The organism is Wenyingzhuangia gilva, from assembly GCF_030519655.1.
GTDB lineage: Bacteria > Bacteroidota > Bacteroidia > Flavobacteriales > Flavobacteriaceae > Wenyingzhuangia > Wenyingzhuangia gilva.
The window spans coordinates 360546-374078 of sequence record NZ_JAUMIT010000002.1; the positions used below are offsets into that span (position 1 = coordinate 360546).

Below are 13533 nucleotides of genomic sequence, written 5' to 3' on the forward strand. Positions count from 1 at the left end.
AAGCGATCTCTATTTTTGATAATATTTTAAAAAAGTAATGTAAAAATCTTTATTATATAATCTTTACATGACTTAAATGCAAAGTTACCTATACATAAAAACTTTTGAGTAGCCCAATAGGACAAAATAGTAGCCCAATAAGACATTTGTCTAGGTGTTTTGATTTATTAGAAAATCCATATAACTATTAATTGAGTGAAACCTAAGTTATTTTCTCTTTAGCTAAAGTTTAAAATAAGCAATGTATATTTGCCATAAATTTATAGCAAGTATCTAAATGTCAAAATTAGTATCAGGTTTCTCTAAACTGAACAAAGAAGAAAAGATAGCATGGCTGTCAAATTATTTTTTAAAAGACAATGTAAATGCTAGCGACATTCTTCGTTTATATTGGAATTCCGACAAAAAATTACAGCAATTACATGACGATTTTATAGAAAATACCGTGTCTAATTATTATATGCCATTTGGTGTGGCTCCTAATTTTATAATCAATGGTAAGCATTACACTATTCCTATGGCAATTGAAGAGAGTTCTGTGGTGGCTGCAGCTTCGTTAGTAGCAAAATTTTGGTCTGATAAAGGAGGTTTTAAAGCTGAAGTCATCAACACAGTTAAAGTAGGACAGGTACATTTTATGTATGATGGTGATAAAAGGGACTTACAAGAATATTTTTCTACAAAAAAATTTAACTTAATAGCTGTTACCAATGACATCACTGAAAATATGCGTAAGCGTGGTGGTGGTATTCTGGATATCGAATTAAGAGATAAAACAGCTGATTTAGAAAATTATTATCAGTTACACGTTACTTTTGAAACCCAAGATTCCATGGGGGCTAATTTTATCAATTCTTGTTTGGAGGCGATGGCTCAAGAATTTAAAAAAGACGATATTCAAATAGTGATGAGTATTTTGTCTAATTACGTTCCAGAGTGTTTGGTTAAGGCAGAAGTGAGTTGTGAGGTTGAAAAATTACATCCAACAAATGGTGCTCTATTTGCTAAAAAAATGAAACAAGCTGTTGATATTGCAAATGTAGATCCTCATAGAGCGGTAACTCATAATAAAGGAGTCATGAATGGAATTGATGCTGTGGTGATTGCTACAGGGAATGATTTTAGAGCTGTTGAGGCTGGAGTACATGCATATGCTGCAAGAACAGGTAAATATAAAAGTTTGACATCTTGTAAGATAGAAAATGGTATTTTTACTTTTTCTATTGAAATACCTTTGGCTTTAGGTACTGTAGGTGGATTAACAAGTACACATCCATTGTCTAAATTATCTTTGGAAATGTTAGGCAATCCATCGGCAAAAGAATTAATGCAAATAATTGCTGTGGCTGGATTGGCACAAAATTTTGCAGCTTTAAGAGCATTAACAACTACTGGAATTCAACAAGGGCACATGAAAATGCACTTAGGGAATATTCTGAATCAGTTAGAAGCAACCCAAGAAGAAAAAGAAGCGGTAACCAAAGAGTTATCAGGAAAAACCGTAAGTTATAGTGGAGTAGCTGATGTATTAAAAAAAATAAGAGCTTAATGCAACAATTTTATAGCAATGGTAAATTATTAATTTCGGGAGAATATCTTGTTTTGGATGGGGCTGTTTCTTTGGCTTTGCCTACTAAATATGGGCAGTCTTTGGAGGTGAATAATACTACTGCAAATACCATCTGTTGGAAAAGTTATACTGTTGACAAAGAATGTTGGTTTAATGCGGAGTTTAATATTGATGATTTTGGAATCATTAATAATTCATCTATCAAAAATGATGGAAATAAAATTGCCAAAACGCTTCAAGAAATATTAAGAACTGCAAAGTTGTTGAATCCTTACTTTCTTAAAGACTGTAAAGGGTTAGAAATAAAAACAGCTTTAAGTTTTCCTAATTATTGGGGATTGGGAACTTCATCTACCTTAATTAATAACATTGCTACCTGGGCAAATGTAAATGCTTTTGAATTGTTAGAAAAATCTTTTGGAGGTAGCGGATATGATATTGCTTGTGCTCAAAACAATCATGTGATTACTTACCAAAGAAATGGAATTCAACCTGTTGTAAAACAAATAGATTTTAACCCTTCTTTTAAAAATGAATTGTTTTTTGTGTATTTAAATCAGAAACAAGACAGTAAGGAAGGAATTAAAATGTATCGTTCTTTGTCTGTTGATAAACAGAGTTATATTGATGAGATTAATAGCATAACCAATAAAATAATTGCTTCTAAAAGTATAGAAGAGTTTGCCAAATTATTAACTGAACATGAAATTTTTTTAGGAGATATTTTAAAGGTAAAACCAGTGAAAGAAAAATTATTTCCTGATTATCATGGAGCAGTAAAAAGTTTAGGAGCTTGGGGAGGTGATTTTGTTTTGGTAACAGGTACAGAAAAAGAAGTTAAAGATTATTTTTTAAGCAAAAACTACCCAACGATTATTTCTTACAACGATATGATTTTGAATTAATAATTATCAAAATCAATATCGTCTAAGCTATCAAACTCATCAAAATGAGTATCAAAGTCATCATCATCTAAATCAAACTCATCTTTTTTAGGTTTGTCTGCTTTAAATTCTTTTTCAGGAGCTTCATCAGGAACCTCTCCAATGGTTAAAATTAACTTTGGTAATTCAGAAGTAGTTGTTTTGGTAACTTCTATCAGCTCACAGTAAAAAGTCCACATGTTTAAATAATCATATACATAAATTAATTTCTCTTCAGGATCTTCTATGTTTTGCTCAATAGTTGTTGTGGACATCGATAAAGCATTAGGATCATCATCCATAGAAAATAAAGGAATTTCTTCTCCTTGGTTCCATTCATCGTCAGATCTATAAAAAGAAGCCATTTCTTGACCGTTAAAACCAAATACTTTAGCAATTAACTTATGTAAATCCTCTAAGGTGCTTGATGAGTCTACCAAAAGGGTTCTAATTACATCTTTTTTTGTGTCTAGAATTACTCTTATTTTGTATATCATTTCTTCTAATTTATGAATGCAAAAGTAGCTATAAAACTCAATAAATATGTAATTTTACAAGAATTAAAATAGGAAGAATGGATTTTGAAAAAGCATTGATAAAAATAAATCAGGTGAGTAAAAACACTTTGATGGAAACATTGGGGATTGAGTATACTGAAATAGGGGAAAACTATTTAGTAGCTACAATGCCAGTAAATTCAAGAGTTCATCAGCCCTTAGGAATTTTACATGGAGGTGCTACGGTAGCTTTGGCAGAAAGTGTTGGTAGTGCTGCTTCATTTTTATTTGTGAATTCTAATGATTTTGTGGTAAAAGGAATTGAGATTTCTGCAAATCATCTAAAAAGTAAAACAGAAGGAGTGGTTACAGCAAAAGCAACTATTGTCCATAAAGGAAGAACGACTCATTTGTGGCAAGTAGCTATTACTGATGAAGATGGAGCGTTGATTTCCTTGTGTAAAATTACCAATATTGTAATCCCTAAGTAAACTTTTAATTTGAATTATTCCGAACAAATAAATATTGCCTTTAAGGCACAAAAGCCTTTTGTTGCTTATAAAAATCCTAATGAAAATAAAGTTCAGGTTATTATTCAAACAAGTGATGAGTTGATTGAATTTGATGATTTTTCGTTGTCTGGTTATGTTTTTGCTCCTTTTAACAATGATGAAAAAGCATATCTGATTCAACCCGATGTTTATTTTAAGGATGAGGTACAAGTTTTTGATTTTGAACCCACAGGAGTTGAGGAAAAAAACCAAGAAGCAGCAAAATTAACACATATAAATATTGTTAAAAAAGCTATAAAAACTATTCAGGAGACAGAAATTTCTAAAATTGTAGTTTCTAGAAAAGAAGAGGTTTTGGTTTCAGATTTTAACTTGTTGGAGGTTTATAACAAGTTGATGAATCAATACCCTAATGCTTATGTTTATGTGTGGTTTCATCCAAAAGTTGGTTTGTGGATGGGAGCAACACCAGAAACATTGTTAAACATTGAAAATAATACTTTTAAAACCATGGCTTTGGCTGGTACGCAAACTTTTAAAGGCGATTTAAATCCAGCATGGGGAACTAAAGAATTAGAAGAGCAACAAATGGTTTCTGATTTTATTAAGGAACATTTAGAAAATGCTGTTCAAAATTTAGAGTTCTCAAAAGTAGAAACTGTAAGAGCAGGAAGTTTGTTACATCTAAAAACAAATATTAGCGGAACTTTAGTTGATTCAAAAGATGTTGAAACCTTGGTGAAATTATTACATCCAACACCCGCGGTTTGTGGGTTGCCAAAAGAGTTGAGTAAAAAGTTTATCTTACAAAACGAAAGTTATAACAGATCTTATTATAGTGGTTATTTAGGGGCGTTAAATATGGCAAATGAAACATCTTTTTTTGTGAATTTAAGATGTTTTCAATATGTAAATAATAAAGTTGTTTTGTATGTGGGTGGTGGAATTACAGCAGAAAGCAATGCAGAAAAAGAATGGGAAGAAACGGTTGCTAAGAGTCAAATTATTAAAGCAGTTCTTTAGTTTTCTTTCTTGATTCTTTCTAATAAAGTTTTTTTGAATTTGTGTTCAGCATAATTAAGTTTTAGTATTTGTTTATACGCTAATATTTTGCTTAATTCCTTAATATAATTTGTTTTTGCTTGATTGATTTGTACTTCTTTGTCTTGAATTTTTTGAACTAAGATTTTAGCCTCTTTTTCGGTGACTTTATTAAAGTCTACACGTCTTTCAATGTTGTGTTTTTCACCATATAATTTATACATACTGTCTCTAAAGCTGTTGTAAATTGGCCAAAATTTTTCTGCTTGTTCAGGAGTAAGTGATATTTCGTTAGAGATAAAGCTAACTTTAGCACTTCTTATTTTTTCACGAGAATTTTCATCATTTCCTTGTCCAAAAAAGCTAACGCTCATGAATAGGAAAAATAAAAGTAGGGTAAACTGTTTTTTCATATGGCTAATATTCTAAAATATCATATTCGTTTAGTTCTATATCTAATTGGTCTATGTCCATGTCAATATTATCTAAACTGGTAAACATGATATTGTTTGTGTTAATGGATGTGTTTTCTAAAATATCACTGGTTTCAATACCATCTTCTGAGCTAAGGTAGTTGATAATATCTTCTCTACTTAATTTATCTATAGAAGATTGATTGTTGTTGTTAAAAATAAAAAATCCAAAAACAATAACTGCAGCTGTAGTAAAATAAGGTAGTAATGATATAATTTTACTTTGTGGTTTTTTTACTTTAAAGTTTTCAAAATAAAGTTCAGGTGTTTTAAATCCAGATTCATTAGGTAAACTTTGCTCAAAAATATCAATAGCTATTTTTTCTGATAAATTATCAAAGTAATTTTCAGGAGTTTTAAATGGATTTTTGCCTTTGGTTAAATCCTTTAAAAATTGGTCACTATGTTGATGGTTTTCATTCATGTTATTTATTAGATACACTAATAATCAAAAGGTTTAATGGTTTTTTATAAAAGCTTCTATTTTTTTTACTGCATGATGATAAGATGCTTTTAAAGCCCCTACAGAAGTTTCCAAAATTTCAGACATTTCTTCGTACTTCATTTCATCATAATACTTCATGTTAAATACAAGTTGTTGTTTTTGAGGTAACTCTGCAATTGCTTTTTGTAAAATTATTTGAATGGCATCACCATCAAAAAGTTCATCATCTTGTAAAGAAGACCTAAGTTCCTTTTGATAATCATCTATATCTAGATTACTTTTTTTAGCCTTTTTATTAAGAAAAGTGATGGCTTCGTTTGTAGCAATGCGGTACATCCATGAGAAAAGTTTGCTTTCTTCTTTAAATCCACCAATGTTTTTAAATACTTTGATAAAAGTATTTTGTAAAACATCATCTGTATCATCGTGACTAATCACAATTTTACGGATGTGCCAATACAAGCGTACCTTGTATAGTTTAACCAATTCATCAAATGCCTTAGATTGAGTTTTGGCATTTTTTAAATCGTTAATTAGTTTTTGTTCGTTATCTATCAAACTAATTATAAGTTTATTTGCTTTTTATAGCCAAACAACCCTTTAAACTTAATTGTTTCTGCAATTCCTTCAGGTAGCATTGCTTCCCAACCTTCTTCGTTAGTACTAATTTTTCTAAATACATCATGACCTTGAATTTTCATGTGAGATACATCATATTCTTTAATGTCTATAATTTTATTAGCCTGTTTAAAGTATTTATAAAGTTCTTTTACTTTATGATTTAACTTTAAATTGTTACTATCAATAATGGTTTTTTCATCGGCTCCTAAAATAGGATATAAGTATATTTTTAAGTTGTTTGAAAATAATTTTCCGATTCCTTCAAGGATACTTCCTTTTAAATTGTTGTAGTATTTAATATCAAAAATATTCATAATACTATCGGTACCCATGGCGAATCCAATTTGTTCGTTAGTAAATTCACCAAAGTATTCCACCAACTTATAATATTCTTGAAAATTGGTAATCATTACAATTTGCCCTAAAGAGCACAATAAATCTGCTCGGTCTAAAAAGTCACGTTCATTAATCTCCCCTTCATTTTTTAAGTTAGAAAGTGTAATTTCAAAAATGGTTCTGGTTGCTGCTGGATCTACTCTTTTGTTTTCAAAAAATAATTTCTGTGATCCTTCGTAAACATCCATGTTTACTTTGGTAACAGGTCTAAATCGACCTCTTAATGCCAAAATATTTTTTTTATATAGTTCTTGAGCAGGCAAAAGATTTTTCCCTAAAGAATCAAACATTACCGCATTGGTCATTCCGTTTTTAACCAATTGTAAACTCATCAATCGGTTATCAACATAAGTAAAACGAGGACCAGAGAAGTTAATCATGTCAATTTCAATTTCATCTAAACCTATGTTGTCATACAAAGACTTGATTAAATCTTTAGGGTTGTCATTATAATAAAAAGCTCCGTAAATAAGGTTGACTCCTAAACGTCCAAGCGTTTCTTGTTGTAAAGTAGCGTCTGTTTGTTTAAATCTGGTATGCAGTACAATTTCGTTGTAACGCTCATTAGGATCTAATTGAAACTGAATTCCAACCCATCCATGACCTTTAAATTTTTTGGCAAAATCTATGGTTGCAACAGTATTGGCGTAAGAAAAGTAAATTTTTTCTGGATGTTTAATTCGGTCAAGTCTGTCTTCAATTAATTGAATTTCGTGACGCAACATTTTCTTTAAACGACTTTCGGTAACATATCTATTGTGTTCTTCGACTCCATAAATTGCATCAGAAAAGTCTTTGTCATAAGCACTCATGGCTTTAGCAATAGTTCCGGAAGATCCACCAGCTCTAAAAAAATGTCTTACTGTTTCTTGTCCGGCACCAATTTCAGAAAACGTTCCATAAATGTTTTCATTAAGATTAATTTTAAGAGCCTTGGTTTTACTAGTTAGGATATTTTCAACAGGAATGTCTCCTTTATGTATTACAGCCATGTTAATTTATTCAATGTTTTATCCCAAATATACCAATTTTTGTGCCGTAACTAACTGTGTTTTCGTATTTTTGAATAAGATTTTTTTACATGAAGATAACTTTTTTAGGCACAGGTACTTCCCAAGGTATTCCCATGTTATTATCTGATGAACCAGTCAATTTTTCAACAGATAACAAGGACAAAAGAATGCGTTCCTCCATTCATATTCAATGGGACAAATTTTCTTGTTTGATAGATTGTGGAGCCGATTTTAGAATGCAAATATTAAATAATAATATCAAGAATATTGATGGTATTTTCTTTACCCACGAACATTCTGACCATATTGCGGGTTTAGATGATATTAGACCTTTTTGTTATAAAATTGGACCAATGCCTGTTTATGCAATGCCTAGAGTAATGGAAAGTTTGGCTAATAGATACGATTATATTTTTAGTACGGAAAACAGGTACCCTGGTGCGGCAGCTGTACTTCCTAATATTGTTGATGAACATCCTTTTACTTTTAAAGATAAAATCATTATTCCTATAGAAGTAGATCATGGAGGTTTGCCTATTTTAGGATATAGAATTGATGATTTTGCCTATTTAACAGATGTAAAAACAATTTGTAAAGCATCTTTAGAAAAACTAAAAGGAGTAAAAACCATTGTGTTGAGTGCGCTTAGAATTGAAACACATCCTACGCATATGAATTTGGAAGAAGCTTTGGAAATGGTAAAAATCATCCATCCAGAAAAAGCTTATTTTACTCATATTAGTCACCGATTGGGTTTTCACGAAGAAGTGAGTAAGACTTTACCTAAGAATGTTTTTTTAGCTTATGATGGTTTACAAATTGAATTGTAAACATAATTATTCGTAATTTAGGTTGGTAACACTCAATCTAAAATTATGACCAACAAAATCTTACTCATCATACTTGCTATTTTATTACCACCATTAGCTGTCTATTTAAAAAGAGGAGTAGACAAACATTTACTGATCAATATTGTATTATGTTTTGTCTTTTTTTTACCAGCTATTATACATGGATTGTGGGTGGTGATGCAAGATTAAAATCATTTCTTTTTAACTCAAAAATCAAAGATGTCATTGTAAATGACATCTTTTTTTATGTCTAAAAACTATATAATTAGTTATTTAACTATTTTTTTAGTTGTATAACTAATAAAATAGTTTTAGGTTTGTGTCAACGAACGATTCATATATGAATATGTTTTTGGAATTTAACAATAAAAAGGATATGGAAAAATTAACAAACAAAGAAGAAGAAGTAATGCATGTAATATGGAAGTTAGAAAAAGCTTTTGTAAAAGATGTGTTGGCAGAAATTAAGGGAGACAAACCTCATTACAATACGCTGTCTACCATAGTTAGGAATTTAGAAGAGAAAGGATATGTAACTTATCATGCTTATGGAAAAACACATCAATATTATCCTGTGGTTAAAAAAGAAGAGTATAGAAAACAATTTATGAATCAGGCCATTGATCATTATTTTAACAATTCTTATAAAAACATGGTGTCATTTTTTGCTAAAGAAGAAAAGATAAGTGTAGAAGAGCTAAAAGATATTATTGCCTTAATAGAAAACAAAAAATAGCATGGAATATTTATTAAAAGTAAGCGCTGTTATTGTAGTTTTTTATGGAATTTATAGGTTGTTTTTACAAAGAGATACTTTTTTTGAGGCAAACAGATGGTTTTTAATTTTAGGAATTTTAATGTCTTTTACAATTCCACTAATTGTGATTCCGGTATATCATGAATATATTCCTCGGGAAGAGTCTGTTGATTCTATTGAAAGTTTTCAAGAAGTAGAAATGTTGACGCCTACAGTTGTTGACAAGCCTTTTGATCTATTAGATTATTTGCCGATGGTCTATGCTTTAGGAATCATCATTTTTTCTCTTCGTTTTTTCTTTAGATTGATTTCTTTGGCTAGCGTGATTAAGAAAAATAAGAGTCACAAAAAAGAAGGATACATTTTTACAGAAACCACAACTGAACTTTCGCCTTTTTCATTTTTTAAATGGATTGTTTACAATCCAAATCAGTTTAACTCAACAGAGTTAGAGCAAATTATTACGCATGAAAAAGTACATGCCAAGCAATATCATTCTGTAGATATTTTATTGATGGAAATTTGTTGTGTATTGCTTTGGTTTCATCCTTTTGTATGGTTGTATAACAAAAGTTTAAAACAAAACTTAGAGTTTTTAGCCGATAAATATGCTTTAAATCAATTTAACGATACAAAAAGTTATCAATATACTTTGTTAAAAGTCAGTGTTCCTAACCATCAAGTGGCTTTGAGCAATCATTTTTACAATTCATTAATCAAAAAAAGAATCGCTATGTTACAAAAATCAAAATCTAAAAAAATTAATTTATTAAAGTATGCGCTGGTAGTTCCTGCGTTAGCTTTGTTTTTAATGAGCTTTAATACTGAAGATGTTTATGTGGAGAGAATTGAAGAACATGTTTTAAATAAAAATGAGTTTATTATTTACAATACATTCTCTGAACTAGATTTTAAACAGTTTAGACAAAAGCTAGAAAGTCAAGGTTTTGAATTGGATTTAAAAAAAGTAAAAAGAAATGATAATAATTTAATTACATGGATAGATTTTACAATTCTTAAAGACGGGAAAGATGGACGTTATAGAATTAACAGTGGTGCTCCTATAAATGCAATACATATAAAATATGAAAACAATTTGTTTCACATTAATTCTTTGGATTTTGTTGAAAACGAGAGAAAAAAAGGACGTAACGATATTTTTGAAATTATAATAGATAAAGATATAACGGTCGATTACTTAGAGAGTGTTAAAAAACATTTTAATGATAAGTATGATGTTGAGTTTAATTTTAAAGTATTAAAAAGAAACGAAAATAATAAAATTAGTCAACTAGAATATGAATTCAAAAATAATGGTGGGGGAAAAACTGTGACTATGGATGTTAAAGATAAAAGTGTTTTAAGATATAATCCCGTAACTAAATTATTATCTACTTCTAAAGTAAATAAAACTGGAGCGGTTACTTATGGAGATCTAGACGTTCTTGCGGGGTCTCATTCTTTCGCGACTAGAATAACTAAAAATTATAGTGATAAATTCTTAGAAAAGTGTGTAGACCGATTAAAGGAAAAAGGAATTATTATAGAGTTTAAAAATGTTAAAAGGAATAGTAACGGTCAGATAAAAGCTATAGAAATTATTGCAGAATCAAAGTATTCTGATAAAAAAAAATTAATTGTAGAATCTCCAGAAGCTCTAAAAAAGGATATTATGATTTCATATGTAGGAGATGGATACGGTCTCAAGTTGTATCAAGAGAAAGCATTTAGTTTCGAGAAAAAGAAGATCGTTGTTTTAAAAGAAAATATTAACTCTAAAGATTCTATCATTAAGATGAAATCTCTAGGCGATTTAAGAAGTGATAATGCTACCGAGGCTGATTATGGTAATCCCCCCAATAATTCATCAGTAATAATAAAAAGAAAGATTTCTTTGAGTGATAAAAATCCACTATATATTATCGATGGAAAAGAAATTTCTGATGAAGAGTTCAAAAAAATAAATCCAGATGATATAGATAATATTACTGTTTTGAAAGATAAACATGCCACAGAAAAATATGGAGAGAAAGGAAAAAATGGAGTTGTGGAGATTACCATGAAAAAAGATAATGATTCAACAACTCAAGTTTCAAAATCTTATCCTGATATAAAAGTTGTATCCTATGGAGATGGAGTTAAAACCGAATCTTTAGGTATAAAACAACGTACAATAGAGTTAGATGCTAAGGATCTAAATTTAATTAAAAACCCTTTATATATTATCGATGGAGAAGAAGTTTCCGATGAAGAGTTCAAAAAAATAAATCCAGACGATATTCAATCAATAAATGTTTTAAAAGATAAACATGCAACAGATAAATATGGAGAAAAAGGAAAAGATGGAGTGATAGAAATTACGATGAAAAAGAAAAAAAAATAAATTAAACTCCTCTTTTATGTAAAACGCTCAACTTAAGTTGAGCGTTTTTTGTTACATACGTTTTAAAATCCAATCTTTAAAATCGTAGAAATTGTTAGGGTGTATTCCGTGTCCTACAGGATATTCTTTATAAGTATTATCAATTCCAAGAGACGTTAAAAATTCAGGAGCTTTTCTAGCCCAATCTACAGGAATTACTTGATCTACGGTTCCGTGAGAAATAAAATAATCAACCTTATTTTTAGTAGGTTTTTCTATCAAAAAATCGTGATTAAAATATCCGCTTATCGCCGCTACATGTTGTACTTTATCAGGAAAAGTAAAAGAATAGGCATAACTTAAAATAGCTCCTTGACTAAATCCTGTTAAGAAAATATTGTTTTCATCAACCTTATATTTTTGAATGATTTCTTCTAAAAAAATATTCAATTTTTGAACAGAAGCTTTTCCTTCATCAGGATCAGAAAACTTATTTTCATCGGCATCAAAAGTAATACTGTACCAAGCATAGCCACCAAAAGGCAAAGCAATAGGAGCTTGTACGCTTACTATCAAAGCTTGTTTTGGCAATTCACTAGCAAAAGAGAATAAATCTTCTTTGTTACTTCCGTATCCGTGAATCAATAATATTAAAGGTGTTTTGTCTGTTTTTATACTTGGTTCTTGTACCAAATATTCTAAAGATAAATCTGTCATTAAGCTAAAGTTAAAATCCCATTGTTATAAGTTCCGTATACTTTACCAGTTGCTTTTTTACCTAAATAAGCACTGTTTGTTGAGGTAGATAAGATATCTTCCTGAGTAAATGTTTTGGTTCCTTTGGTGGTGAATAAACTTAAATTTGCTTTTTCTCCTTCTGTAATAGTTGAGTTTGATAATCCAAAAATTGTTTGTGGAGTTGTTGTAATTTTTTCAATCAATAAATCTAGACCTAAAATATCTTGTAAACTCACAAACAAACTTTCTAAACCAATACTTCCATCAATGGCATGGCTGAATTCTAGTTTTTTGTTTTCTATATCAATAGGGTCGTGGTCAGAAGTAATAAAATCAATGGTTCCATCTTTTAATCCCTCAATCAATGCATTTACATCTTGTTGCGTTCTTAGTGGTGGAGCAATTTTGTAATTGGCATCAAAACTAGCCAATTCATCATCTGTAATGGTTAAGTGATCTGCACTTACGCTACAGGTAATATTTAACCCTTTTGCTTTTGCTTCTTTTATTAAGGCTACTGATTTTTGAGTACTGATGGTAGGTATATGAAGTTTTCCTCCGGTATATTCTAGTAAAAATAAATCTCTACTCACTTGTAATTCTTCTGCCAAAGCAGGCGTACCTTTTAAACCTAAACGGGTACTGTTAATTCCTTCATTTACCAAACCTTCACCCGCAATGTTACAGTTGCTTGGGTAACTCATCACCAAACCACCAAAACTTTGTGTGTACTGTAAGGCAATTTTTATAAGATTGGCATTTTGGGTTCCTTTTTTATAATCGTTAAAAGCAATGGCACCTGCTTGTTGCATGTCATACAATTCTGCAATTTCTGTTCCTTCACTTTTTTTAGTCAAGCTTCCTATAGGATAAATATTAACAGCAGTTCCTACAGCTTTGGTTTTTAAAAAGTTTACGATTGATTTTGAATCTGTATAAGGATAACAGTTTGAGTTTAGTCCTATTTGAGTAAATCCACTTTTGGCAGCTACTTCAATACCGTTGGCAATGGTTTCTCTGTCTTCGTAACCAGGTTCTCCAAAACTGACACTAGCATCAAACCATCCGTTAGAAATAATTAAGTTTTCTAGGTTGATTTCATCACAGTTTGTTGGACAAGAAATGTTGTTGTCTATTTTAGAAATAAGACCATTTTCTATTAAAACATCCACTGTTTGGTTATGGTGCGTGCTTTTAGGGTCAAAAACGGTAGCCGATTTTAATAATATATTCATGCTGTTTGCTTAATCAAAATGTTGGAAAATATGGAATAAGTTGCCCTATAAATAGGGAAATAAACAAATTTGCTCTGTTGAGCTGACTGGTATTTCGCG

The 13533-nt window shown here is 30.2% G+C and carries 15 protein-coding genes; 8 read left to right on the top strand and 7 right to left on the bottom strand.

Annotated features, from left to right (window positions below; translation table 11 throughout):
* Positions 1-277: 277 nt before the first annotated feature.
* Both QVZ41_RS06665 and QVZ41_RS06670 read left to right on the top strand, forming a co-directional pair.
* Positions 278-1549: a hydroxymethylglutaryl-CoA reductase, degradative gene (locus QVZ41_RS06665; RefSeq protein ID WP_302883767.1), complete on the top strand. Its 1272-nt coding sequence runs from the start codon at positions 278-280 to the stop codon at positions 1547-1549.
* Positions 1549-2475: a GYDIA family GHMP kinase gene (locus QVZ41_RS06670; protein ID WP_302883768.1), complete on the top strand. Its 927-nt coding sequence runs from the start codon at positions 1549-1551 to the stop codon at positions 2473-2475. The genes QVZ41_RS06665 and QVZ41_RS06670 overlap by 1 nt, the downstream gene beginning before the upstream one ends.
* Here the strand turns inward: QVZ41_RS06670 and QVZ41_RS06675 are convergent.
* On the bottom strand, positions 2472-2990 hold the full coding sequence (locus tag QVZ41_RS06675) for an IS1096 element passenger TnpR family protein (RefSeq protein ID WP_302883769.1): 519 nt from the start codon (positions 2988-2990) through the stop codon (positions 2472-2474). The two genes, QVZ41_RS06670 and QVZ41_RS06675, sit on opposite strands and share 4 nt — an antisense overlap.
* Positions 2991-3067: 77 nt before the next feature.
* Between QVZ41_RS06675 and QVZ41_RS06680 the strand changes: the two genes are divergently transcribed.
* Both QVZ41_RS06680 and QVZ41_RS06685 read left to right on the top strand, forming a co-directional pair.
* Positions 3068-3481, top strand: coding sequence for a PaaI family thioesterase (locus tag QVZ41_RS06680; RefSeq protein ID WP_302883770.1), 414 nt, complete (start codon positions 3068-3070; stop codon positions 3479-3481).
* A gap of 9 nt (positions 3482-3490) precedes the next feature.
* Positions 3491-4525 carry a chorismate-binding protein gene (locus tag QVZ41_RS06685; protein WP_302883771.1) on the top strand — a complete coding sequence of 345 codons (1035 nt, stop codon included), beginning with the start codon at positions 3491-3493 and terminating at the stop codon, positions 4523-4525.
* On the opposite strand, the gene QVZ41_RS06690 is transcribed toward QVZ41_RS06685, so the two are convergent.
* From QVZ41_RS06690 to QVZ41_RS06705, 4 genes are read right to left on the bottom strand one after another with little or no spacing between them, the layout of a single operon-like run.
* A complete protein-coding gene (locus QVZ41_RS06690; protein ID WP_302883772.1) occupies positions 4522-4956 on the bottom strand; it encodes a hypothetical protein in 435 nt (144 codons plus the stop codon). The two genes, QVZ41_RS06685 and QVZ41_RS06690, sit on opposite strands and share 4 nt — an antisense overlap.
* Before the next feature lie 4 nt (positions 4957-4960).
* A complete protein-coding gene (locus QVZ41_RS06695; RefSeq protein WP_302883773.1) occupies positions 4961-5440 on the bottom strand; it encodes a hypothetical protein in 480 nt (159 codons plus the stop codon).
* Positions 5441-5473: 33 nt separating this feature from the next.
* The gene (locus tag QVZ41_RS06700) at positions 5474-6016 is read right to left on the bottom strand and encodes an RNA polymerase sigma factor (protein ID WP_302883856.1); all 543 of its coding nucleotides are present in this window, start codon (positions 6014-6016) and stop codon (positions 5474-5476) included.
* 8 nt (positions 6017-6024) lie between these two features.
* Complete coding sequence (locus tag QVZ41_RS06705; RefSeq protein WP_302883774.1) at positions 6025-7470, bottom strand: TonB-dependent receptor; 1446 nt, start codon at positions 7468-7470, stop codon at positions 6025-6027.
* 89 nt (positions 7471-7559) lie between these two features.
* On the opposite strand from QVZ41_RS06705, the gene QVZ41_RS06710 reads away from it, so the two are divergent.
* From QVZ41_RS06710 to QVZ41_RS06725, 4 genes are all read left to right on the top strand, one after another.
* On the top strand, positions 7560-8321 hold the full coding sequence (locus QVZ41_RS06710) for an MBL fold metallo-hydrolase (RefSeq protein WP_302883775.1): 762 nt from the start codon (positions 7560-7562) through the stop codon (positions 8319-8321).
* A gap of 45 nt (positions 8322-8366) precedes the next feature.
* Positions 8367-8531, top strand: coding sequence for a YqaE/Pmp3 family membrane protein (locus QVZ41_RS06715; RefSeq protein WP_302883776.1), 165 nt, complete (start codon positions 8367-8369; stop codon positions 8529-8531).
* Between the two features lie 187 nt (positions 8532-8718).
* Positions 8719-9078: a BlaI/MecI/CopY family transcriptional regulator gene (locus QVZ41_RS06720; RefSeq protein WP_302883778.1), complete on the top strand. Its 360-nt coding sequence runs from the start codon at positions 8719-8721 to the stop codon at positions 9076-9078.
* A gap of 1 nt (position 9079) precedes the next feature.
* A complete protein-coding gene (locus tag QVZ41_RS06725) occupies positions 9080-11482 on the top strand; it encodes a M56 family metallopeptidase (protein WP_302883779.1) in 2403 nt (800 codons plus the stop codon).
* A gap of 51 nt (positions 11483-11533) precedes the next feature.
* On the opposite strand, the gene QVZ41_RS06730 is transcribed toward QVZ41_RS06725, so the two are convergent.
* Together QVZ41_RS06730 and QVZ41_RS06735 are read right to left on the bottom strand one after the other, a co-directional pair.
* Positions 11534-12178, bottom strand: a complete 645-nt coding sequence (locus tag QVZ41_RS06730) for an alpha/beta hydrolase (protein WP_302883781.1) — start codon at positions 12176-12178, stop codon at positions 11534-11536.
* Positions 12178-13434: a dihydroorotase gene (locus QVZ41_RS06735; protein ID WP_302883782.1), complete on the bottom strand. Its 1257-nt coding sequence runs from the start codon at positions 13432-13434 to the stop codon at positions 12178-12180. Before QVZ41_RS06735 ends, QVZ41_RS06730 begins: the two co-directional genes overlap by 1 nt.
* Between the last annotated feature and the right edge of the window lie 99 nt (positions 13435-13533).

Bases quoted from the DNA above. Each gene is read 5' to 3' on its own strand.
- QVZ41_RS06725 (WP_302883779.1), top strand. From the start codon at position 9,080: ATGGAATATTTATTAAAAGTAAGCGCTGTTATTGTAGTTTTTTATGGA.
- QVZ41_RS06720 (WP_302883778.1), top strand. From the start codon at position 8,719: ATGGAAAAATTAACAAACAAAGAAGAAGAAGTAATGCATGTAATATGG.
- QVZ41_RS06730 (WP_302883781.1), bottom strand. From the start codon at position 12,178: ATGACAGATTTATCTTTAGAATATTTGGTACAAGAACCAAGTATAAAA.
- QVZ41_RS06710 (WP_302883775.1), top strand. From the start codon at position 7,560: ATGAAGATAACTTTTTTAGGCACAGGTACTTCCCAAGGTATTCCCATG.
- QVZ41_RS06695 (WP_302883773.1), bottom strand. From the start codon at position 5,440: ATGAATGAAAACCATCAACATAGTGACCAATTTTTAAAGGATTTAACC.
- QVZ41_RS06675 (WP_302883769.1), bottom strand. From the start codon at position 2,990: ATGATATACAAAATAAGAGTAATTCTAGACACAAAAAAAGATGTAATT.
- QVZ41_RS06665 (WP_302883767.1), top strand. From the start codon at position 278: ATGTCAAAATTAGTATCAGGTTTCTCTAAACTGAACAAAGAAGAAAAG.
- QVZ41_RS06680 (WP_302883770.1), top strand. From the start codon at position 3,068: ATGGATTTTGAAAAAGCATTGATAAAAATAAATCAGGTGAGTAAAAAC.
- QVZ41_RS06670 (WP_302883768.1), top strand. From the start codon at position 1,549: ATGCAACAATTTTATAGCAATGGTAAATTATTAATTTCGGGAGAATAT.
- QVZ41_RS06715 (WP_302883776.1), top strand. From the start codon at position 8,367: ATGACCAACAAAATCTTACTCATCATACTTGCTATTTTATTACCACCA.
- QVZ41_RS06735 (WP_302883782.1), bottom strand. From the start codon at position 13,434: ATGAATATATTATTAAAATCGGCTACCGTTTTTGACCCTAAAAGCACG.
- QVZ41_RS06705 (WP_302883774.1), bottom strand. From the start codon at position 7,470: ATGGCTGTAATACATAAAGGAGACATTCCTGTTGAAAATATCCTAACT.
- QVZ41_RS06690 (WP_302883772.1), bottom strand. From the start codon at position 4,956: ATGAAAAAACAGTTTACCCTACTTTTATTTTTCCTATTCATGAGCGTT.